This is a genomic window from Coleofasciculus sp. H7-1 (assembly GCF_057473865.1).
In genome coordinates this window covers 1-21628 of record NZ_JBYCCT010000025.1, presented here as the reverse complement: position 1 = coordinate 21628, position 21628 = coordinate 1, and the positions used below count along the sequence as shown (strand labels likewise).

Here is a 21628-nt window from a genome sequence, read left to right as displayed (position 1 = left end):
TTGTCCCCGTCACCGGATTGTGGATGAGTTCGATTGGGATTGTTGGTTTAGCCTTGAATCTGCGGGCTTACGACTTTGTTTCCCAGGAACTGCGGGCGGCAGAAGATCCTGAGTTTGAAACGTTCTATACCAAGAATATTCTGCTCAATGAGGGCATCCGGGCTTGGATGGCTCCTCAGGATCAGCCCCACGAGAACTTTATCTTCCCTGAAGAGGTTCTGCCTCGCGGTAACGCACTATAGAATTTTGGATTTTGGATTTTAGATTTTGGATAATTATTAATCTAAAATTTAAAATCTAAAATCTAAAATCTAAAGTCGATACCTTGTTTGGTTAATGACAATAGAGGTTTTACCCCGTGCAAACGTCATTTAATAGTGGTTTCGTATCAGGTGCCGGACGCGACCAAGAGTCCTCCGGATTCGCCTGGTGGGCGGGTAACGCCCGTCTGATCAACCTGTCTGGTAAGCTGCTGGGCGCTCACGTTGCCCACGCTGGTCTGATTGTCTTCTGGGCTGGAGCGATGACTTTGTTTGAAGTCGCTCATTTTGTGCCCGAAAAGCCAATGTACGAACAGGGATTAATCCTGCTGCCTCACCTAGCCTCTCAAGGCTGGGGTGTGGGTCCAGGTGGTGAAGTGATCGACACTTTCCCCTTCTTTGTGGTTGGTGTTTTGCACCTGATTTCCTCTGCCGTTCTGGGTTTAGGTGGAATTTACCACGCGATTCGCGGTCCGGAAACTCTGGAAGGTTACTCCGCCTTCTTTGGCTACGACTGGAAAGATAAGAACAAAATGACCACCATTATCGGGATTCACCTGATCCTATTGGGAATAGGTGCGTTCTTGCTGGTGATTAAGGCAATGTTCTTTGGTGGCTTATATGACACTTGGGCACCCGGTGGTGGTGATGTTCGCGTCATTACCAGTCCCACGCTCAACCCAGCAGCGATCTTCGGCTACCTGCTGAAGTCTCCCTTCGGTGGCGAGGGCTGGATTGTTAGTGTTGATAACCTGGAAGATGTAGTCGGCGGTCACATCTGGGTTGGCCTGATTTGCATTGCTGGTGGCATTTTCCACATTCTCACCAAGCCTTTTGCTTGGGCACGTCGTGCCTTAATCTGGTCTGGAGAAGCTTATCTCTCCTACAGCATCGGCGCTGTGTCCTTGATGGCTTTCATTGCCTCTTGCTTCGTCTGGTTTAACAACACTGTCTATCCCAGCGAATTCTACGGCCCTACTGGCCCTGAAGCTTCTCAAGCTCAAGCGATGACCTTCCTGATCCGCGACCAACGCTTAGGTGCTAACGTCGGTTCTGCACAAGGTCCAACGGGCTTAGGTAAATATCTGATGCGCTCTCCTAGCGGCGAAATCATCTTCGGTGGTGAAACAATGCGCTTCTGGGATTTCCGTGGCCCCTGGTTGGAGCCGCTGCGCGGTCCCAACGGTCTTGACCTGAACAAGATCAAGAATGACATTCAACCCTGGCAAGCGCGTCGCGCTGCTGAGTATATGACCCATGCTCCTCTGGGTTCTCTAAACTCTGTGGGTGGCGTTGCAACGGAGATCAACTCGTTTAACTACGTGTCTCCCCGTTCTTGGTTGTCCTGTTTCCACTTTGTCATGGGCTTCTTCTTCCTAGTTGGTCACTTGTGGCACGCCGGTCGTGCCCGCGCTGCTGCTGCTGGTTTCGAGAAAGGTATTGACCGCGAAACCGAGCCAGTGATGTCAATGACCCCACTTGACTAAAGTTTTGAGTTTTGAATTAGAGACTTATAACTGATAAATGAAAAGGCTCCTGTTGGAAAACAGGAGCCTTTTTGTTGTTGGTGAAATCACGGTGGACGTTGCCTCAAATCAGGGCTACGCTATCGGCATCAATGCCACCGCCGTGCAATATTGGAGACCTTGATATTGTTCGCGCCTTGGTAGAAGCGGGTGCAGATGTGAATGCGGAAGGTTTCTGTAATCCTCTTGAATATGCTGAGTTGGGCATTATAGAAGGGCATCACAAAGGTGGACAACACGCTGAGGTGATTGAATTACTCAAACAAGCGGGTGCTACTAAGTCGCAAAATTTTTAATGGAAAGATATAGCGATCGCATTCACCATCCCTGGCAGCACAAACAAAAAAACGGGGATGAGTCACCTCATCCCCATATCCTGAAGAGTTATGAATTAATTCAAAACTCAAAACTCAAAACTATTTACAAAGTCGGCACAAATTGCTCTTTTTCAGGTACATCCGTGTACTCAGCAACAATTTGGCGGAACTCTTCACCGTCAATGGTTTCCTTCTCAATCAACAAGTCTACGAGTCGATCGATGACTTCGCGGTTTTCGCGCATGATCTTGCAGGCATCTTTGTAGCATTTAGCTACAATTGACCGCACTTGGACATCAATCTGGGAAGCAATTTCCTCAGAATACTCGCTACGGCTCGTCCAATCGCGTCCCAAGAACACTTCACCACTCTGGCTTTCTAGCGACAGCGGACCGAGGGTAGACATTCCAAACCGCGTGACCATCTGCCGTGCCAACCCTGTCACCTGTTGCAAGTCTCCGCCAGCACCCGTAGTAATCTCGGAATCGCCAAAGATGACTTCCTCAGCCGCACGTCCGCCTAAAGCGCCCGTAATGCGTGCCAATAGCTGGGATCTGGAGATTAAGCCTTGATCTTCATTGGGAGTGAACCAGGTTAAGCCACGCGCTTGACCCCGTGGCACGAGGGTGACTTTTTGTACCGGGTCGTGGTCGGTCACTAGGGTACCGACGATCGCGTGCCCCACTTCGTGGTAGGCAATCAGCCGCTTGCTCTTGCTATCCACCAGCGGCGTGCCTTCCATACCAGCTACCACCCGGTCAACGGCGTCGTTGATTTCCATCATCGTGATGGCGTCTTTGCGACGACGGGCGGTCAAGATGGCGGCTTCGTTGAGCAGGTTCGCTAAGTCCGCACCCGTAAAGCCTGGAGTCCGACGAGCGATCGCTTCTAAGGAAACTTCGGGAGCGATTTTCTTATTCCGTCCGTGAACTTCCAGAACTGCCAGACGCCCTTTGAGATCCGGTGCATCCACCATCACCTGTCGGTCAAAGCGTCCCGGACGCAACAGCGCCGAATCCAGAACATCGGGACGGTTAGTAGCGGCAATGATAATAATCCCAGTATTGCCTTCAAACCCGTCCATTTCTGTCAGCAATTGGTTGAGGGTTTGTTCCCGTTCGTCGTTCCCGCCGCCAATCCCTGCACCGCGTTGCCGTCCGACGGCGTCAATTTCATCGATGAAGATTAAGCAAGGGGCGTTTTCTTTGGCTTTTTTGAATAAGTCGCGGACACGGGATGCACCGACGCCGACAAACATTTCCACAAATTCCGAGCCGGAGATGCTGAAGAAAGGAACTCCGGCTTCCCCAGCGATCGCTTTGGCGAGTAATGTTTTCCCAGTTCCGGGAGGACCGACTAACAGCACGCCTTTGGGAATTTTTGCACCCACGGCGGTGAATTTCTCTGGGAGTTTGAGGAAGGTGACGACTTCTTCGAGTTCTTCTTTGGCTTCTTCGATGCCTGCTACGTCGTCAAATTTGACGCCGGTTTTGGCTTCCATCTGAAATCTGGCTTTTGATTTTCCGAAGTTCATGGCTTGCCCCGGACCCCCAGGAATGTTGCTAGAGCGACGGAACAGGAAGAACAGCCCAGCAATCAACAAAATCGGAAAAATTAAATTACCCAGAAATCCCCAGATAGCTCCATCGTTGCGAGCGGGATGGGTATCAAAGCTGATATTCGCGTTTCTAAGCTTAGCAATCAATTCTGGGGCAGTTGTTGGCAAATCTACCCGCAGCCGTTGGATGCGGTTATCCAGATCCGGATCGACGGCTTCGACAATCGCTGTCCGACCCCCATCATAGAGGTCAACACTGGTAACTCTTTGGGCATCTAGGTATTCCAAAAAGCGCCCATAGGTCATGCGGGTACTAGCAGTGTTTTTACCCATGTCGCTGGGAGCAGCAGCAAATGCCCCTTGCCACAGGAAAAACCCAATGACTAAGGCGGGTAATGTCCAAAGTACTAATATTCTCCAGGAAAATTTCATAAATCGGTTGTCTCTAGATACGGCTAATACAAGCAGATTCAGCGCAGATAAAGCGTTATGACAAACAAGGGATGAGAGCTGATTGAAGGAACTGAAACATTCCTTTTGTTACCTATTCATCAAAGCTTTAGGCAGGAAATCCCAGCGAAGAGCTGGATTTGCTGCCACCAGGACATTTAGGCTTATCCCTATATGGCGAACATTGGCACCTTAAACGTGAACTTAATTAAATTTAACTTAATTCTCATCATTGGATCAACTGACTGCCTCACTTATATCTTTTTATGCTTTTTGTCAATTAAAAAATAATCATTGCCAGATATTCACCTGTACTAACCTACGCCTGAATATCTGGCAATGAATCAAGAAAATATCCTTCCTCCAAAGGATTGACGCCTGCTTCCCAGCTTCAATTCTGGTAAGACAGACGCGCCAGTTGACTCGAAGCGATCGCCATCAAGCGGAGAAACCCAGTTTCTTAAAGAAACCGGGTTTTTTTAGAGTCAAGTATAGACGGCTAGTTGGACTCCCAGCCAGTACCAACCTAGTAGGTTTCTACGTGCCAGCGACCAGCCTTCTTGATAGTTCTTTGGTACTCGCTCCAATTCACCCCATCCTTGCCAGCAGCGACAGAGAGTGCTTCATCAATCCCCCCTTCCATACCCTTCAAGCCGCAGATATAGGTGTGGGTATTGTCTTGCTGAATCATTTTCCAGAGTTCGTCGGCGTGTTCAGCCACTCGATCCTGAATGTACATTCTGCCGCCTTCGGGGTTTTTCTGTTCCCGGCTGATGGCATAGGTGAGGCGGAAGTTGTCAGAGTACTGCTGTTGCAGTTCTTCCAGTTCTTCCTTGTACAGGATGTTGGGGGTGGTTGGAATTCCGAAAATGAGCCAAGCAAAGCCGTTGAATTCGTAGTCGGTGTTAACTGCTCTTTCATTTCCCTTGAACATCCGCCACAGGTAAGCGCGGAATGGCGCAATACCCGTTCCGGTTGCCAACATGATGACGTTGACATTCGGATCTTCTGGTAACAACATTTCTTTACCAGTTGGCCCGGTAATGTTCACATCGTCCCCAGACTGGAGATTGCACAGATGGGTGGAGCAAACACCATAGACCATTTCGCCCGTTTCTGGATGCTTGTACTCCAGCTGCCGGACACACAGCGATACAGTCTTGTCATCAACCTTGTCGCCATGACGAGTCGATGCAATCGAGTACAGTCTAAGTTTGTGGGGTTTGCCCTTGTTGTCATTTCCCGGCGGGATGATGCCAATACTTTGACCTTCTAAATAGCGGAGATCCCCTTGGGAGATGTCAAAGAGCAGGTGACGAACGGTGCCGATCCCACCCTCACCAACTAACTCTTCATTACTCAGACACTTACCAATAAAGGGATTATTCGGGCGGTAGATATTAACGGGAATATCTTTTTCCGTTTTTTCCTTCGCTTGAGTCATAGGCTTACTCTCTTTTGGTGCTTGAGTGTCCTGTGCGACGGTTTGTGAAGTGGCAGGAGCATTCGCTTTTTCACTGGACGCAAGGCTTGCTACAGCAGGGGAGCTGCCCTTAGAGCCATTCGCTCCGTTTTCAGCACCCAGAGGGTGGATGCTGACAATTTTGCCGCCCAAACGAGCAAGCCGTTGCATTTCTTGATTCATGCGATTGTAGGGCACTGTGATAAACACGCTGCCACTACGACGAATGGGGTAGCTTACATTGTCAGTTGCTTCGTTCTGACGCAGACCCACCACTTCATAAACAAAGACGCGGCTACCAGATTCTGTATTGGCAGTACCGTTGGCTGCTGTGGAATTGTACATTGCTCTTAAATATCTCCGAACCCACCTTCTGTTAACATTCTGCTACAAAGCGGTCTTTCCACCACATATAGCTCTGCTGACTGAGGGCGGGTAAAAGAGGGCAATGACCGAACCTGGATAGTTAACGTCGCTAATGTTAGGGATATTCTTCCTCGCCGAATGGCTACCCTAGAAACCCTACGTTAGCTTTTTTTAGGGTAGCCAGCAATTGACTTAAATAATGTCTCCATTGAGTCAATTTAATTTTTCCTTTCTAAAAATGCACGGGCTACCGTAGCATAAATACTGAGCGAGATGATTCCACTGGGGTTAGCTTGTAGCGTCTATCCCGTTCTGGTAAGATACTGTGTAACATCTAGTATTAAATACTTACTGGACGAAGCTTGAGTCTTCCCCAACGGGCCTTACTCTAGGTTGCTGTAAGCTCCTATTGGTTATGCTTTCGTGCTGTGTCGCCACCGCAAGAGTAACCAACGGAGTGCCCTCCGGGCTGAGGATTTAGATTGCTTAAAACTCAATGAGAAAATTTTTTTTGCGTTAGAGGGAAGCTATGACCAGTCAGCTGGATCGCGTGGTTCTAATTGGTGTTGCCGGAGACTCCGGATGCGGTAAATCTACATTTTTGCGCCGATTAACAGATTTGTTTGGGGAAGATTTCGTCACGGTGATTTGCCTGGACGATTACCACAGCCTAGATCGGAAACAGCGCAAAGAAACTGGAATTACGGCGCTGAACCCCAAGGCGAATAACTTCGATCTGATGTCCGAGCAGATCAAAGCGCTTAAGAGCGGTAAGTCCATTGAAAAGCCAATTTACAACCACGAAACCGGCGAGATCGATCCACCAGAGCGAGTCGATCCTAACCACATTATTGTGATTGAGGGGCTTCATCCTTTGTATGATGAGCGGGTGCGATCGCTCCTCGACTTCAGCGTTTATCTCGATATCAGCGATGACGTTAAGATTGCCTGGAAGATTCAGCGGGATATGGCTGAACGCGGGCACCGTTACGAAGACGTACTCGCTGCCATCAATGCTCGCCGCCCAGATTTTACTGCCTACATCGAGCCGCAGAAGGAACACGCCGACGTTGTGATCCAGGTGTTGCCGACTCAATTAGTCAAGGAAGACAAGATAGGTAAAATCCTGCGGGTGCGCTTGCTTCAGCGCGATAATGTGGAAGGCTTTGAGCCAGCGTATCTATTTGATGAAGGGTCTACGATTGATTGGAGACCCTGCGGTCGCAAGCTCACCTGCGGCTATCCTGGCATCAAGATGTACTATGGGCCAGATGCTTACTATGGTCACGAAGTGTCCGTTCTGGAAGTAGATGGTCAGTTCGACAAGCTAGAGGAAGTCATCTACATCGAAAGCCACCTCAGCAAGACTGCGACTAAGTACCACGGGGAACTGACCGAACTCTTGCTCAAGCACCGGGAATATCCAGGCTCCAATAACGGAACTGGGTTGTTCCAAGTGCTGGTCGGTCTGAAGATGCGGGCAGCCTACGAGCGGTTAACGGCGGGAAAGAGCCAGCCCTTGGCAGCGAAAGTCTAAACTGACCCCCAATAGTAGGGACGCACGCTCGTGAGTCCCTACTATTGGGTTCAAAGCCTTCTAGGCAAGAGGCTATCTAACTTAATTGCGTACGCGGGAGACTGACAAAAGGCTCTCGCATTTTATTTTAGGGATCTAGGTTTAAATTAGAGATATAAATTTTGGGATTGGGTTGGGTGGAAATATGAGAGTGTGGGTTGCCAGTTTTTTGCTGCTGTTTGGCTTTGCAGAAATTTATCAGTGGCTGAAACAGTTCACGCTGCCGTTGCCGGTGTATATTCTGGGAGGTGCATTTTTAGCGATCGCATCCAACTACGACAAACGAGCTGGGTTGCCTTGGGAGCGAACTGAGGAAGACGAAACAGCGGCAATTAAACAGCAGACGCCGCCAGCCATGCGTTCTGTTTCTAGCCAGTCTCCGTCGAACCTGACGCCTCAACCGCCTCGCCCCATTTCTTTCAAAATTGAAAAGAAGACGAAAAAAGCCGCCAATAACAGCCACTCATTATAGTGCCACTGGGTTGGTGAATTGTAACAGTTACCTACTTGCCGAAGTGATTAAGAGCCAGCAACCACCGTTGAGTAAAGCAGTGAGAACTGCACCAATAATCACTCCTTTCATCAATCCCCATCTTTGTTGCCGTATTAGCCAAAAAATAATTGGAATTACATATAGAAATTGAGATAATCCAATATAAAAAATTGATATTGCCAAAATTTGAACAACCGTATAAATAGCAAATAAATTGGCTATTATAGATGATAAAAATCCCAAGACAGCAAAAACTAAAATATGTATTCCTAATAATAGGAATATACCGCTAATCATTTCGGATATTTCATTTCTTGACCGCATAATCTTGTTGCTATAAAAATAAAATTGTTGCTGCTAGATTGTTGGGTTCTAAAATCTAGCGTTTTACCGAGGGCTAAAGTACAGCAAATAGCAGCACCCATTTAATAAAGCGGTAAGAACTGCACAAATAATCACCCCTTTCACCATTGCCCGTCGCTGTCGCCGTCTTAGCCAAAAAATAAGCGGAATCACATATAAAAGTTGCCATAAGAATATAGTAATAGAAGCAAACGCCCAAACCATTAAAATAGCGTATCCTCCTCCTAGCAAAGCAGCGATAGGAAAACTTACTAGAAATACTGCTAGACCTGCGAGAAGATGCATACCCAATAACAACAGTATTCCTGAAACTATTCCAAGAAATTCATTTCTGCGTTCCATAAAACTCCAGTTGAATCTAATTAATATTTGTTGTTACTAATTGTTTTAGGTAAATTAAACCAATGCGGGACGATTATTAACCAAGTGATATCCAGCACTTCCCTCGCGGTAAAACATATTAAACGTATCAAATGGAATAATCCTACCATCGGGATGCACAATGTGAATGCAGGAACGCTTCACAGAACGGACATCGAAGTTAAAGGGGTCAAGAAACTGTACAATCATCACCCGAAATATATTTTCGTAGGTAATTCCTTCAGGAACAGGTAGTAGCGGCAAACAACAAAGCAACTGTTTTAAAGATGTTGCAGAAGATGTGGGTGAATGGCTAGTGAAAAATAAATCAAAAATTTTACGCTTTAGCTCATCATTCTGTTCATAGAGAACAGAATTGGGCATTATTTGTACAAAAGTAGTAGGGTCAAAAAGACCCGTCAACGGTATGACTTTTCCCTTTATTTTCAGCGCATAAGCCATTGCTAAACAATCGGGATGACAAGGAACTGGGAGAATATCTTCTGGTTTGAAATAGGGACTCTGCTGTAAAATAGAACGACGGACTTCTGTGAGAGTGTAGCGATCGCGTTCATGCTCGAATCCCTCCAGACGCCCTGCTGCCTGAATCGGCTGAAAAGTGACACCCCGCACGCATCGCTGTTGCAAAGCGTATGCGATAATTTTGCCGATTTCGCCGTCGTTTAGCCCTTTTTTCAGAGTAACAACCAGCGTAGTAGAGATGTTAAACTCGTTGAGGTTGGCGATCGCTTGTTCCCGAACCTCTCGCAAATCTGCCCCACGTAACTCCTCTAACGCTGCCGCCTCAAAGCTATCAAATTGGAGATAGACTTCAATTCCGGGCATATATTGACTTAAGCGATCGCAAAAATTTCGGTCTTTGGCAATTCTGACACCATTCGTATTAATCATTAGATGCCGAATGGGCTTACTTTTAGCAATATCCAAAATTTTAAAAAACTCTGGATGAATTGTTGGTTCACCGCCACTAAGTTGCACGATCTGGGGTTCCCCTTCATTCGCCACCACCGCATCAATCATGCTTTCAATTTGTTCTAAACTGCGATGACGACGATATTGACTAGAATGTTGAGAAACTTCTTCTGTGCCTGAATCTGCGTAGCAAATTGGGCAGGAAAGATTGCAGCGATCTGTTACTTCTACTAAAGTTAAACAGCTGTGCTGTTCGTGATCCGGGCAAAGTCCGCAGTCATAGGGGCAGCCATACTTTATGGGAGTATTGAATTTAAGCGGCATATCCCCTGGTTTAATAAATTCCTGGGATAGTTTGTAATAATCGATATCATCAGCAATTAAGACTTCTTGATGTCCGTGGGTAGCACAGTGCTTTACCAGGTAAACACAATCATCTTTAAAAATGATTTTTGCTTCAACTTTGACGAGACACTTAGAGCAAACGCTATTAGTTAAAGCATAGAAAAGATATTGTCGTGTTGGCATGATATATTTAATCCCTCAAATCTTGTTACTTTTTAACGCAAAGTAACGCGAACCACAATTCCTTTGCATACCTTTGCGTGAACCTCTGCGTACCTTTGCGTTAAAAAACAGGTCTTTAATACCCACCCTCAAACCCTCCGTCTAGCAAATTGAGAAAAGCTAAACATTTGAGGAATACTGCGGTAGTAATACAAAATCCCTAGTAGGCAAGCAATTTGAATAGCACTTAGTCCTAAGATGGGGTGAAAATCTGGCTTAATGAAATCAATAACAAAGCGAAAACTTAAATAAGAAACCATGTAAAACTTAAATAATTCGCCTTCTTGCCGATAGTAGCGGCTGCGAATTTGTAAAAATATCATTAAACTAAGTAAAAAGATAATTTCATATAATTGAGTGGGATGCCGGGGAATGCCATCGCCAAAATCAACTCCCCAAGGTAAATTAGTGGCGATGCCGTAAGTGCGATCGCTTAATCCCGTCAAAAAACAGCCAATTCGTCCCACCGCCGTTCCCACAATCAAGGGATAAACAAAAACATCGCCGGTTGATCGATTGACACCAATCATTTTTTTGGTAATTTCCACACCAATCAATCCACCGAGTAACGCCCCTACTACCGTTTTTCCTTGAAAGAGAACCAAAAAGAATAGTTGCCAATTATTCCCAATTAAATCAATGTGCTGTAGCAAAACCAGCGCTTTCGCACCGACTAGCGCCCCTACCAAGCCACCGACAATTATAGAACTGCGCTGCGTGGGTGCGATCGCGTCTTTGCGAACATTTTTGATTAATAAACGGAAAGCGATCGCATACGCCAACGACTCAAACAAAATATGAGGGTGAATCCGCACCGAACCCAGCCACAAATAAACCGGGAAACTCATTATTTATATCTCCGCAAGCGGATAGTACCTCCCCATGCCTGCAAATATACCCTGCCTGGAGCTAGCCAGAGGTTGCCTGCCGATAGCATACCCACCCAGCCTTGTGGAAGCGATATCTCCTGTAACTCCTCAAAGGGGTTTGCTATTCTCTGCTAAATGATTAAGAATTTCTCGCCACCGATATATAGCAGCTATTTTACAAGCAAAATCTAAATCTTCCCCATAAAAAATGTTAATAACTGTCAAGTAATAAATAAAAAACTATATGATGTGTAAATATGCATCGCCAGATTTAAGAATAAATCAGGACTAGAGTCTCCGTCAACATCAGGGAAAGCATAAAGGAGATGATTTGAGCGAACTAGGTAGGTGAAGTGAAAAATGGCAATCCAAGTGGCAGAATCCCCAATTACCGAGAGCAGCGGAGTGGAAGCCGAGAACAATCGTTTCTTCACGCTCTCGCTGGATATGTTTTTCATCGCTGGTTTCGACGGCTATTTCAAGCGACTGAACCCGATGTGCGAAAAAACGCTCTTATTCACATCTGAGGAATTTCTAGCCAAGCCGTGGATTGCATTTATTCATCCCAAAGACCGTGAATCTACCCTCACTCAATTGCAGGAACTGTCCAGCACCGGGGAGACGGTTACTTTTGAAAACCGCTTCCGCTGCAAAGACGGCACCTACAAATGGCTGTTGTGGAATGCCGCCCTGTGCCCAGAAGAGCAATTGATTTACGCCGCTGCCCGTGACATTACCGAGCGCAAACAGGCAGAAGAGGAACTGCGGCAAAGCGAAGAGCGTTTCCGCTTGTTAATCAAGAATGTCAAAGACTATGCAATTTATATGCTCGATACCAGCGGGCAAGTTGTTAGTTGGAACAAAGGGGCAGAAAGGCTGAATGGGTATCAGGCAGAGGAAATTATCGGTCAGCATTTCTCCTGCTTTTTTCCTCACAGACAGAGCAAGAGCGGCAAGCCAGAGCAAATCCTAAAAAAGGCAGCATTAGAAGGTCGGTGTGAATGGGAAACTTTACGCTTGCGCCAGGACGGGTCGCAGTTTTGGGCAAATATTGTCGTGACAGCTTTACGAGGCGAAGATGGACGGCTGCGCGGTTTTGCCACAGTGACGCGGGATATCACCGAACGCAAGCGATCGCAAGCAGCACTGCAACAAGCAAATGACGACTTAGAAAGACGAGTCGAAGAACGCACCGCTGAGCTAATAGCCGCCAATGAGCTTCTAAAGACGGAAGTTGCCGAACGCGAACAGGCGGAGGAAGCCTTGCGACAATCAGAAGCGCAATTGCGAGAAAAAGCAGCAAAGCTAAAACAAGCCTTAAGCGAATTAAAACAAACCCAAACCCAGCTGATTCAGAGCGCAAAAATGTCCAGCCTGGGACAGTTGGTTGCCGGTATTGCTCACGAAATCAACAATCCCGTTAGTTTCATCTACGGCAATCTCGACTACGCCATTCACTATATCCAAAGATTGATTGACTTGTTGCAATTTTATGGCAAACACTATCCCGAACCCGCTGATGAAATTCAGGATCTGATTGAAGAAATCGACCTCGATTTCGTGATCGCAGATATGCCGAAACTGCTGTCCTCAATGAAGTTAGGGGCTGACCGCATTCGGCAAATTGTTGCCTCTCTGCGGAACTTCTCGCGCCATGACCAAGCAGAAAAGAAGTCGGTCAATATTCACGAAGGCATTGACAACACTCTGAGATTGCTGCAAGACCGCTTAAAAGCTACCGCTACCCATCCAGCGATCGAGGTCGTTAAAGAATATGGCGACCTACCATTGGTGGAGTGCTATGCCGGTCAGTTCAACCAGGTATTAATGAATATCCTCAATAATGCGATTGATGCCCTGGAGGAGGCAGAGGGACCCAGAAGCCAAGGGGCACAGGAGATGCTATCTCCCTGGCTCTCTGGCTCCCAGGTTCCCCGGTCTTGGATTCGGATTTGTACCGAGGTCAAAGACTCCGATCGCATCGCCATCCGGATTACTGACAATGGCCCTGGGATGAACGAGGAAGTCCGCCGTAAGTTATTTGACCCCTTCTTTACCACGAAACCGATAGGCTCAGGTACGGGACTCGGCTTGTCCATTAGCTACCAGATTGTAGTCGAAAAGCACCGTGGTCAATTGACTTGTGATTCCGAACCGGGAAAGGGGGCAGAGTTTTTAATTGAAATTCCGACTCGCCAGTCTCGTTCCGAACCCGTTCTGTCTCGGTGCGCCTAAGAAACAATTAAAAATTAGAAATGATAAAACTTGCACTTAATCCCGCAGAATTTCAACTGTGACAGCTATTACTCTGCTATATGCTAATAACTTCTTTTGGCGGCTTGCCTAGAGATGGCATTATTCATCGAGTTGATTTGCGAAGCGTGAAATGATGGAGGCATTAAACTATGGATTGTATGATCGAGTCCATCATACATAACATCCGTTTGTAGTCCAGAGTGATCGAGTCCTAATGTATGCCCGATTTCATGGGCGATTGTATTGGCAATTAAATTAGACAATTGATTAACATTAAGACTGGCATTGTAAGAGGCATTAAATATCTGGTCAATGCGGACAATAGCACGATCTGTAACCATTCCTAATTGAAAAGTAGCCACTCCCAGATAGTCAACTGGCTGGTTGTCAGCGAATACATAAACGTGAGTAAACTCCTCTCCCCACTCTTGGGTATCGGGCAGATCCGATGTCAAAAATACTTTGACGCTTCTAAATGCACCATATAGTTTAGAAAAGGCATCGATGAGAATAGTAGCGATCGCTTCTCTATTTTCCTCAGTAACATCCATCCCAGAAATATCTACCCAAATGCAACGACGAGCGCTATTCTTTTCTACAATAGTTCGTCCACAAGAAGGGCAAAACTCCCAATGAGATTGGATGCGCGAACGACATCCCTGACAGCGGGGTTTGGGGGGTCTAGTCAGGTTTATGCGTTCCCAAATAGGGACTTTAAGCTTACGAGTAGGTCTGGTAAAATCCAGGCGATCGTACAAACACATTGATTTATAACAAGGAATTCCTATAGCAATAGAATTCAATCAGCTACAGTTAGTCGCTGATTAATTCAGACTATGTGGAAAATAGTTGAACAGCAATTAGCAATTTTTTGCATCGCGAGTGGTGAAGGTTGGGCGTGGTTTACCGTAGAGTAAGTAACACTTAATGAAGCCGCTAATTTTTATTGTGTTAATCCGGTTGGCTACGGGAATTTACGCGCGACTTTGCCTATTTCCGTTGAGTCATTACTAAAAGTTTTTATGACTATCCGGCTTTTCCTCTCAACGTATTACAGGCTGGAACGCAGACCATGCCATGCAATCTATCGTAGTCATTGTTAACAAGCATTGTAAAGAGTAAAAATACTTAGGGTGAAAAAACCGCCATGTTTATGCCAAATAATTTCCTGCTACTAGAACTGTAGAGGTTCTCATTTGCAAACAGCCATAATGAATTTCTAGTAGCAAACAAACTGCAAATAAAGCCTGGACTCTAATATTTTATTGGGCATTGCTGAATGATGCAATGAATCATAGAGGAATCGGGACATCCCAGAATTTGAGGTAGTGCAGTAACAGCAGCAGCGGACAGCGCAGCAGCAACTTCAGCTTTTTTTCTCTTTAAGGAAGCCTCAAATCCAGCCCCTTTAAGCGATAGCTCCCCCAAGCTTGAGAAGAACTCACGTAAATCCCGACCAAACCGGATCAGGATGAACAAAAGGACTCCCGGACAGATGAGGACGTTGAGCAATTTTGTAATCGCATCGAATAGCTTAACAATATCGTCAACACTCACTGTTCACCTAACCAAAATATGAAGTACCAAGCATCAACAGATAACCTTACAATACGCCCTCACCAACAGACTAAGCCGCATAACGGTTTAGTTGAGCCGCCATAGACAATTTTGGGCTTTTTATAGATTACCTGAGTAAGATCGGCTCCAACGTAGTGTTAGACAGCCGATTGAGTAATGAAACATCATAAAGCAGGAATCATGCTATTAAGCTAAAGTAAAGATAGTGTTCTAGAATATTAAACTTTTGTACAGGGATCTTATCTTTTTAATTAAGTCTAGAGAAATTTCATTTTCAATTGGAAATGGATATGCCCCCCATCTTTTATCAATGAAATCTGCTTCGCAGAAATTTCTTTTCTCTTTATATCTAGGAACGGCATGTATGTGTAACTGATGATACTCATTACCCAATTGAAAGTAGTTAAATCTATCGGGCTGAAACAATCGATAAGTAATAGACTCATACTGAGAAATAATATTTCTCAGCTCCATCAACTCCTCATCTAATAAAGTTGCTACAGAGCCGATGTTTTCGCGCTTTAGTTTAAAAATGCAGGCTCCTAAATAATCACCATGACAATATCTTAACATCCAAGACCAGTATCGGTAATCTTTTAAGATGGCTTCTTTTTCCAAGAGATTATAATGTTTAGTTTTAACAATTTCAAAAATATCTTTACCTACTTGCGTACAAGGTAAAAAACCTAGACTGTATTGTTCTTTGTAATTTGAATTTCCATTAAACCAGAGACGATTTAATTTTCTGTCTCCAGTAAAAGCTGTTCTTCCATGAAGAATTCTTGAATTATCTAATATTAGTATTTGATCTGGTTCTAGTGTGAAGATCACCCAGTTTTTAGGATTTATCAAAAATTCATTTGTCAGATCAAAAGCCCTTTGTGCCTGATGCTTAACAAATATATTGACACTTTGATCGCGTCTGAAAGACATATGTATCTTTTTGTTTCTGCATTGAAATACAGGTCTGGTTAGCTGTTTATTATCACGTCTTATACTAAAAGCATCGTCATCAAACAACGTAAGTAATCCTTCATAACTCTCTTGAGCCAAGTAGTCATAAACTTTCTGACTGCTAACTAATGTAGAAAAACCACCTTTCTCAGCAGGTGTTTCGCAATGTAGTGCAACAAATCTAGGTGGTTCTAATTCAAAAGCACCGTCAGAATGAGGTGTTATTTCTAAGTTAGTAGTGTTTATATATTCAGGTTGATTGGGATTTGGTGTAACATGAACTATACCATTAGTTTCTGAATGAGGGTGATAAGCTATTGAGCCGAATAGATTCTGCAAATAAAGTAGATCATCCAAATTTTTATAAGAACTAAGTTCTAAAATTACGCAGCCAAAGTGATTCAACTTATCAAATACTCCCAAGATATCTATTTGGGATAAAGTTGAAAAGCTGCTTATTCTAATTAACAAGTCTACTGGATTAAAATATTCTTTGTTGTTTTTCATGTTTGTCCACTCACGAACACTTGACTGAATTTATGCTATTGAGCATTTGACGATTAATTAACTCGTCATTTAAGATTTTTTTCTTAAAAGAATCAGAAAAATATCGATGTCGAGCTAGTATCTTATATAAGTTTGCAGACCCCAATTGAACTATACCTTGAGACTCCTCATATACTAATCGTTTAACTAAATTCATTTTTAAATTTTCCGTATTTTTAAAAGCATAGTTTAAATCTCCAGCAACAGGAGAACAAACAATAAATCTATCAATAAAAAATCCATTTACATATCTTCCTACCTCATCAATTTCAAAAAGAGGTAATGAGGTATATAAACCTCTAGTGGTTTCTTCATAACAACAATTCCAACTATATTCAGTGCCATCAAAAGTATAGCGACTATCATATTGAAACCCATCTCTTCTCGGCTTAATCCGAAATTCCTTGACAACTGTTTGATATGGAGTTAAAAAGTTTGCCTGACATACTTTTGTCAATAAATTTGGCTTGGCAAAATGAAAGCTTAACTGTTTACCCCTATAAAAGGTTTTCATACCAAAATTATCAGCATCAGATGAATAAAAACATTCTAAAGTAGTCCTCAATTCTTCTTTAAAATCAGAAAAAAAAGGTAGATTAGTAATACCAAAATTAGGATTTTCTATTAATAATTGGAAATCCAAATCTGATATATTTTTAATATTGAAATTCAATGAATATGCGTAGCTACCAAATAAAATAATGACATCAGCATAAGGCTTAATCATTTCTATTACTTCAGATGCTATATCCTTGAGAAGAGCGGTGTTAGCAATTGTTTCTACTAAAGATGACTCCCTTCTTTCATTTTTTCCAAAAGCATTACCGTCAGTTGTCTCAGATGATATTTCAGCATAAGTTTTACCCCAAAACTTTCTACTTGAAGTAGCTTTAGTTACTAGATTTTTGGTTCTTGGGTCTTCTGCTATCAACAGATTAGAAATTTTGTTTCTTAACTCTAATCTTCTCTGCTGTTGTATCATCGTAGCCAAACCTTTTCTATCTAAGCGAGATAGAGCATAGTATTCTTGATAGTCTGTTTCAAAATTATTCTTGCTTTCATCCATTTTTGTTCTACACCTAAAAAATTTTTTTACTCGCAAAAGCTCCATAATGATGAGTATGCCACTCTTCCTTTCCAATATGAGGTTCTTCTTCAATAACCCCTAAATCCAAATCAAGGATTATTTTCCATTGTTGACCAAAGAAATTACGAAGTTTATTTGGAGGTATATAATGTTCAAGTACAAAATGTTTTTCCTTGATGGGCATCATATAATCAGCGAAAAACAATCCATCACGACAAACAAAGTTTTTGATTTTGTTTATAATCTGTTTAATTGGATACTTGAAGTTTTTGCTGTAGTGCCAAGAACAACTAGTAAGAACAACATCATATTGATTAGTGTATTCAAAATCCATGAGGTCACATTGAATAACGGTACAAGCAGATTCAGCATATCCTTCTAATATTAAGTTCTTCACTAAACCATCAATCTTAATAATATCCGTTTTGAATTTCATCTCTCCGCCATATAAAGATACGGGATCATTATCAATAGCAGTAACTTGATGCCCTTGCTCAAGAAACGGAAATACATACTTCCCGTCTGAACATCCTACGATTAGGACATTTAAATTTCTGTCGAAACATTCACCTTTGATGATTTCTCCAAATTTGCTAAATGATGTAAAAGTTTCTTTCCACAGACTCTTTTGGTATACTTGCATAACTGTCTCTCCCTTTCTATATTTTATTTAAAGCTTCTGATAGTCTAGCTAGACGTTTCTGGGAAAAGTCTTTTAATTCACAACTTACTAAAAAATTTGTGGGAAGCTCCAAGCTAGAAATGAAATCCTTCATTTCAGTTAAAGTATGAGTACAGAAAAAACCTTGAATTGATAGTGCAACTAATAGATCTGCCCAATAGCTATGATTTTGTGCAGTAATTTCTTGGATTAAGCTGTACATCTTATCTGCGCCAGTGAATGCGACCTTTTTTCTAATTTGATTTTCTTGTTGAATCAAGGAAAGACGAAGTTTTTTTGTTTCGATAGGCATAGGAGCCATATTTTTTGAAGTGATTTTTTCATTAAGCAGTGTAGGCGCTTCTTTAATAGCTTCTTCACCACGTATATGCATTGACGTACTGATATGATGGTAGTAGCCAAGTTCAAAGTCAGTGCAAACTGCCATAAATTCAGCAAACATAGTAAACTCAAACAAGTCATAAGGAAGAATTTGATAAACTTCATTAGCTCTCATATAAACTGTTGTATGCAGTTTGCCTTTCCTTGCCGAAAAAACAATGCTCATAATGCATGGTATATCTTTCGTTTTCCGACCACAGTCTTCTGGCTGATAAAGAGTAATGGCAGCACGCTTTGTATTTTCCCATTCTCGAAGTAATTCTGCACAAGCGTCAAACTGATTTATCCCAACTACTGGATAGAAGATACGATACCCATGTGCTCCAGGCATGATGATTCCATCGTCTGTGTATTTCTGAGCACCCTTAGTATAAAAGGCAATATCTTCTATACGATTGGAACCAGAAAGTAAATAAAAAAACTTAGCAACTGCTAGTCCAGGATTAAATAAATCTTCTTTAATATGGGAAGTAAACAGTCGCGCACGGGGATTTGAAAGAGTTGCTTGCACATTTAAAACTTCACGAGTCCTTGTGCCAGAATTGGGAGAAATAGAAGGGGAGATTAGATCTTCGCCCCGTTCACAGACGCTATGAATTAGATTACGGATTAAACCATTGGCTGAATCAGATTCTATAAACCAGGGAAATATTTCCGAATTTGTTTCCATATATATAGGTAATCCAAACTTTATAAGGTCACAACTAGTGGTTAGCTTTAGTTAAAACGATATGGTGATAAGGCTCTTCAAAATGTTCAAGATGTGAATAAATGTCTTTAGAAACAACATGAAAGCCACATTCACTAATCAACTGATATAGTTCTTCTTCAAGATATTTAGAATATATCCTTTCCGTTTTCTTCCCATATTTGCATTCACAAACTAAACTCTCAGAACTTTTTGGGTAACATCTCACTATGAATAAAATTTTTCCATTTTTATCTAAAAGTGAATTGCATTTTAACAAGAAAGGGAAAGCATCTGCTTTTTGAATATGGTGAAACATAGAATTTATCAGGATTCCGTCATAAACGCATTCCTCAGGATAGTGCAAAAAATTTATTTTTTTGTATGTTGCATTGTTGTGAGGAGATAGCAATTTTGCATTTTGAATTGAAATCCCTGAAGAATCTACTCCAACTACCTCATAGCCCAGATCTGCTATATGTCTAGTATAAATTCCAGTACCGCAACCTATATCTAGAATTTGGGCATTAGGCTTGATTTTTTGAAGAAGTAATGTGTCAATTTCAGTCTTGACGAAAGTAGAATTAAGAGAATTACTGCTTCTATACTCTAATGCAATTAGATCATAGGATTTTGCTGTCATTTCGTACATTTTAAGTTTCTCTACGTTATCCATAAAAGTCAGAAATTAACTATTAGGCTTGAGGCTTACGCAACTTAGTCTGTCTAACTTGTTATTAGACGGAATTTTTCCTCAGATCCATCCCAAATTAGGTGGATAGGTAGATTTTTTCTTGCGATCCTCCCAAATCAGGTGGATCTGAGGAAAGCTTCTTCATAATACGCCGATCGAGATGGATCTGAGGAAAATTTCCGCATATCTTCAGATGTGTACGGTTAGCACTACGGGTGTCATCAGACACATACTTTGTTGTGACTGCATGGTGATGGAATGTCGCCCCAAAAAGCTCTTAGATCAACTGCGTGAAGTGATCAGGCTCAAGCATTATGCCTACCGGACGGAAGAAACCTACGTGCAATGGGTGAGGCGCTTTAGCCTCTTCCAGGAAAAGCGGCATCCGCGTGAGCCAGTTGAGCGGTTGTGGGAACATCTCAAGGCAGATCTCAAGTGGTCTTCGTTTAAGACGTTGACTCAACTGCAAGCCAAAGTAGCTCAACTCTTGGCTAAGTTAACACCGGAAGTGATTGCTTCCGTCACAGGTTATCCCTTTATCCTGAGTGCTCTATCTGCCCTAAACGCCGTTTAAATTGGTATGACGTATTACCATTCTTCTCGAAGCGCCTATCAATCTTTACTTTCTGTTGTTTGTTGCAGAAATGGTGAAAGTTCCTGGTTAAGCTGTCCTGCTCGAACGAATTCAGCGTAGGTTTCTGCCTCGATCGCTTGCAGTTCCGATCGCACCTGATCCACAACAAAATTTTGCAGATCGGGATGTTCATCTAAAAGCCGATCAATTTCGGTTTGCAAACAGGTCAATTCGCCTTGCACCAAAGCAGTTTGATAACGGTAAAACTCTGGATTAATACCTGGACGGGTTTCAATCGTCTCCAAATATTGCAAAACCCGTTGAAGTGCCGTCTGACGCGCGATCGCCTCGGCATAGCGCTGACGAATGGGTTGGTTGCCTAACAGGTTCAACTTCTTTAACAACGGTTGAATGGTTAAACCTTGTACCAGGAGGGTGAACAAAACCACGCCAAACACGGTCGCAATCACTTTTTCTCGTTCTGGCAGCATGATGGGAATACTCAACGCCAGCGCGATTGACACTGACCCCCGCAAGCCGCCCCACCATAAAATCGTTTGATCGGGGATGGAAATATCGGATCGAGCAACGCGATCGCTGACAAAACTCAAGCCATAGATAGCGATCGCTCGTGTCAGAATCATGGCACCAATAGTGAGCGCGATCGTGCCTAAATTCTCACCCAAAATGGCAAATCGGATCTGGTCGCCAATCAGCAAGAACACGATCGAATTCACAAAAAACGATAGGAACTCCCAAAATTCGCTGACGATCACCCGCGTCCGGGGATTCATGCCAATGCGAGAGCCAAAGTTGCCCAGAATTAAGCCTGTAGTGACGACTCCAATCACGCCCGATCCACCCAAATCTTCCGTAATCAGGTACGTCCCATACGCCGAAACGAGCGTTAACGACTGTTCCACCAAGGGTAAATCAAACCGCTGAGTCAGGTAAGAGAATTGGCGTTGCTGAATTAGGGTATGATAAAGCGAGCGAGCGTGCGAGCGCCAAAAAAAACACTCATTAAGATGCAATATTATGCAATGCCCTGAATGTCAGTCAACTCATATTAATAAAAATGGTCAGAA

19 protein-coding genes and 1 pseudogene are annotated in these 21628 nt (G+C 43.4%); 7 read left to right on the top strand and 13 right to left on the bottom strand.

Going from position 1 to position 21628, the window contains the following annotated elements; genetic code table 11:
- From AC2VDX_RS06770 to AC2VDX_RS06760, 3 genes are all read left to right on the top strand, one after another.
- A partial coding sequence (locus tag AC2VDX_RS06770) for a photosynthetic reaction center family protein (protein WP_378176732.1) occupies positions 1 to 242 on the top strand: 242 nt, incomplete at its 5' end.
- Between the two features lie 116 nt (positions 243 to 358).
- Positions 359 to 1747, top strand: a complete 1389-nt coding sequence (gene psbC, locus AC2VDX_RS06765) for a photosystem II reaction center protein CP43 (protein WP_378177238.1) — start codon at positions 359 to 361, stop codon at positions 1745 to 1747.
- An 80-nt stretch (positions 1748 to 1827) separates the two neighbouring features.
- Complete coding sequence (locus tag AC2VDX_RS06760) at positions 1828 to 2082, top strand: hypothetical protein (protein ID WP_378177241.1); 255 nt, start codon at positions 1828 to 1830, stop codon at positions 2080 to 2082.
- A gap of 124 nt (positions 2083 to 2206) precedes the next feature.
- Here the strand turns inward: AC2VDX_RS06760 and ftsH2 are convergent, their stop codons facing one another.
- Positions 2207 to 4093 carry an ATP-dependent zinc metalloprotease FtsH2 gene (ftsH2, locus tag AC2VDX_RS06755; RefSeq protein ID WP_378177244.1) on the bottom strand — a complete coding sequence of 629 codons (1887 nt, stop codon included), beginning with the start codon at positions 4091 to 4093 and terminating at the stop codon, positions 2207 to 2209.
- Positions 4094 to 4637: 544 nt separating this feature from the next.
- Positions 4638 to 5918, bottom strand: coding sequence for a bifunctional rod-capping linker CpcD/ferredoxin--NADP reductase PetH (gene cpcD/petH / locus AC2VDX_RS06750; protein WP_378177247.1), 1281 nt, complete (start codon positions 5916 to 5918; stop codon positions 4638 to 4640).
- Positions 5919 to 6468: 550 nt separating this feature from the next.
- Here cpcD/petH and AC2VDX_RS06745 point away from each other — a divergent pair.
- Complete coding sequence (locus tag AC2VDX_RS06745) at positions 6469 to 7476, top strand: phosphoribulokinase (protein ID WP_378177250.1); 1008 nt, start codon at positions 6469 to 6471, stop codon at positions 7474 to 7476.
- 184 nt (positions 7477 to 7660) lie between these two features.
- Positions 7661 to 7987, top strand: a complete 327-nt coding sequence (locus tag AC2VDX_RS06740) for a hypothetical protein (RefSeq protein WP_378177253.1) — start codon at positions 7661 to 7663, stop codon at positions 7985 to 7987.
- 27 nt (positions 7988 to 8014) lie between these two features.
- Here AC2VDX_RS06740 and AC2VDX_RS06735 read toward each other — a convergent pair whose 3' ends face one another.
- The 3 genes from AC2VDX_RS06735 to AC2VDX_RS06725 all read right to left on the bottom strand — a co-directional run bounded on the left by AC2VDX_RS06735 (position 8015) and on the right by AC2VDX_RS06725 (position 11079).
- The gene (locus AC2VDX_RS06735) at positions 8015 to 8305 is read right to left on the bottom strand and encodes a hypothetical protein (protein WP_378177256.1); all 291 of its coding nucleotides are present in this window, start codon (positions 8303 to 8305) and stop codon (positions 8015 to 8017) included.
- A gap of 462 nt (positions 8306 to 8767) precedes the next feature.
- Positions 8768 to 10192, bottom strand: coding sequence for a radical SAM protein (locus AC2VDX_RS06730; RefSeq protein WP_378177259.1), 1425 nt, complete (start codon positions 10190 to 10192; stop codon positions 8768 to 8770).
- A gap of 128 nt (positions 10193 to 10320) precedes the next feature.
- The gene (locus AC2VDX_RS06725; protein WP_378177262.1) at positions 10321 to 11079 is read right to left on the bottom strand and encodes a prolipoprotein diacylglyceryl transferase; all 759 of its coding nucleotides are present in this window, start codon (positions 11077 to 11079) and stop codon (positions 10321 to 10323) included.
- 381 nt (positions 11080 to 11460) lie between these two features.
- Between AC2VDX_RS06725 and AC2VDX_RS06720 the strand changes: the two genes are divergently transcribed.
- Entirely contained in the window at positions 11461 to 13335 is a 1875-nt protein-coding gene (locus tag AC2VDX_RS06720) for a PAS domain-containing sensor histidine kinase (RefSeq protein ID WP_378177264.1), read from the top strand.
- Between the two features lie 83 nt (positions 13336 to 13418).
- Here AC2VDX_RS06720 and AC2VDX_RS06715 read toward each other — a convergent pair whose 3' ends face one another.
- From AC2VDX_RS06715 to AC2VDX_RS06685, 7 genes are all read right to left on the bottom strand, one after another.
- Positions 13419 to 14120 (bottom strand): zinc-dependent metalloprotease family protein, encoded by a 702-nt coding sequence (locus AC2VDX_RS06715; RefSeq protein WP_486928125.1) that lies wholly within the window; start codon positions 14118 to 14120, stop codon positions 13419 to 13421.
- 490 nt (positions 14121 to 14610) lie between these two features.
- Positions 14611 to 14913 carry a hypothetical protein gene (locus AC2VDX_RS06710; RefSeq protein ID WP_378177270.1) on the bottom strand — a complete coding sequence of 101 codons (303 nt, stop codon included), beginning with the start codon at positions 14911 to 14913 and terminating at the stop codon, positions 14611 to 14613.
- A gap of 231 nt (positions 14914 to 15144) precedes the next feature.
- The gene (locus AC2VDX_RS06705; RefSeq protein WP_378177273.1) at positions 15145 to 16395 is read right to left on the bottom strand and encodes a TauD/TfdA family dioxygenase; all 1251 of its coding nucleotides are present in this window, start codon (positions 16393 to 16395) and stop codon (positions 15145 to 15147) included.
- Between the two features lie 10 nt (positions 16396 to 16405).
- The gene (locus AC2VDX_RS06700) at positions 16406 to 17500 is read right to left on the bottom strand and encodes a hypothetical protein (protein WP_378177276.1); all 1095 of its coding nucleotides are present in this window, start codon (positions 17498 to 17500) and stop codon (positions 16406 to 16408) included.
- 13 nt (positions 17501 to 17513) lie between these two features.
- A complete protein-coding gene (locus AC2VDX_RS06695) occupies positions 17514 to 18164 on the bottom strand; it encodes a methyltransferase domain-containing protein (RefSeq protein WP_378177279.1) in 651 nt (216 codons plus the stop codon).
- 16 nt (positions 18165 to 18180) lie between these two features.
- Positions 18181 to 19254, bottom strand: a complete 1074-nt coding sequence (locus tag AC2VDX_RS06690) for a thymidylate synthase (protein ID WP_378177282.1) — start codon at positions 19252 to 19254, stop codon at positions 18181 to 18183.
- A 34-nt stretch (positions 19255 to 19288) separates the two neighbouring features.
- A complete protein-coding gene (locus tag AC2VDX_RS06685) occupies positions 19289 to 19948 on the bottom strand; it encodes a class I SAM-dependent methyltransferase (RefSeq protein WP_378177285.1) in 660 nt (219 codons plus the stop codon).
- 178 nt (positions 19949 to 20126) lie between these two features.
- Here AC2VDX_RS06685 and AC2VDX_RS06680 point away from each other — a divergent pair, with 178 nt between their 5' ends.
- A complete protein-coding gene (locus AC2VDX_RS06680; RefSeq protein WP_378177288.1) occupies positions 20127 to 20540 on the top strand; it encodes a phage integrase N-terminal SAM-like domain-containing protein in 414 nt (137 codons plus the stop codon).
- Between the two features lie 38 nt (positions 20541 to 20578).
- Here the strand turns inward: AC2VDX_RS06680 and AC2VDX_RS06675 are convergent.
- Positions 20579 to 21496 (bottom strand): annotated as a pseudogene (locus AC2VDX_RS06675) (cation:proton antiporter); the annotation flags it as partial.
- Between the last annotated feature and the right edge of the window lie 132 nt (positions 21497 to 21628).

Coding starts and splice junctions, on each gene's coding strand:
- ftsH2 (WP_378177244.1), bottom strand. CDS start 4,093: ATGAAATTTTCCTGGAGAATATTAGTACTTTGGACATTACCCGCCTTA.
- cpcD/petH (WP_378177247.1), bottom strand. CDS start 5,918: ATGTACAATTCCACAGCAGCCAACGGTACTGCCAATACAGAATCTGGT.
- AC2VDX_RS06745 (WP_378177250.1), top strand. CDS start 6,469: ATGACCAGTCAGCTGGATCGCGTGGTTCTAATTGGTGTTGCCGGAGAC.
- AC2VDX_RS06740 (WP_378177253.1), top strand. CDS start 7,661: ATGAGAGTGTGGGTTGCCAGTTTTTTGCTGCTGTTTGGCTTTGCAGAA.
- AC2VDX_RS06735 (WP_378177256.1), bottom strand. CDS start 8,305: ATGATTAGCGGTATATTCCTATTATTAGGAATACATATTTTAGTTTTT.
- AC2VDX_RS06730 (WP_378177259.1), bottom strand. CDS start 10,192: ATGCCAACACGACAATATCTTTTCTATGCTTTAACTAATAGCGTTTGC.
- AC2VDX_RS06725 (WP_378177262.1), bottom strand. CDS start 11,079: ATGAGTTTCCCGGTTTATTTGTGGCTGGGTTCGGTGCGGATTCACCCT.
- AC2VDX_RS06720 (WP_378177264.1), top strand. CDS start 11,461: ATGGCAATCCAAGTGGCAGAATCCCCAATTACCGAGAGCAGCGGAGTG.
- AC2VDX_RS06715 (WP_486928125.1), bottom strand. CDS start 14,120: ATGTGTTTGTACGATCGCCTGGATTTTACCAGACCTACTCGTAAGCTT.
- AC2VDX_RS06705 (WP_378177273.1), bottom strand. CDS start 16,395: ATGAAAAACAACAAAGAATATTTTAATCCAGTAGACTTGTTAATTAGA.
- AC2VDX_RS06700 (WP_378177276.1), bottom strand. CDS start 17,500: ATGGATGAAAGCAAGAATAATTTTGAAACAGACTATCAAGAATACTAT.
- AC2VDX_RS06695 (WP_378177279.1), bottom strand. CDS start 18,164: ATGCAAGTATACCAAAAGAGTCTGTGGAAAGAAACTTTTACATCATTT.
- AC2VDX_RS06690 (WP_378177282.1), bottom strand. CDS start 19,254: ATGGAAACAAATTCGGAAATATTTCCCTGGTTTATAGAATCTGATTCA.
- AC2VDX_RS06685 (WP_378177285.1), bottom strand. CDS start 19,948: ATGGATAACGTAGAGAAACTTAAAATGTACGAAATGACAGCAAAATCC.
- AC2VDX_RS06680 (WP_378177288.1), top strand. CDS start 20,127: ATGGATCTGAGGAAAATTTCCGCATATCTTCAGATGTGTACGGTTAGC.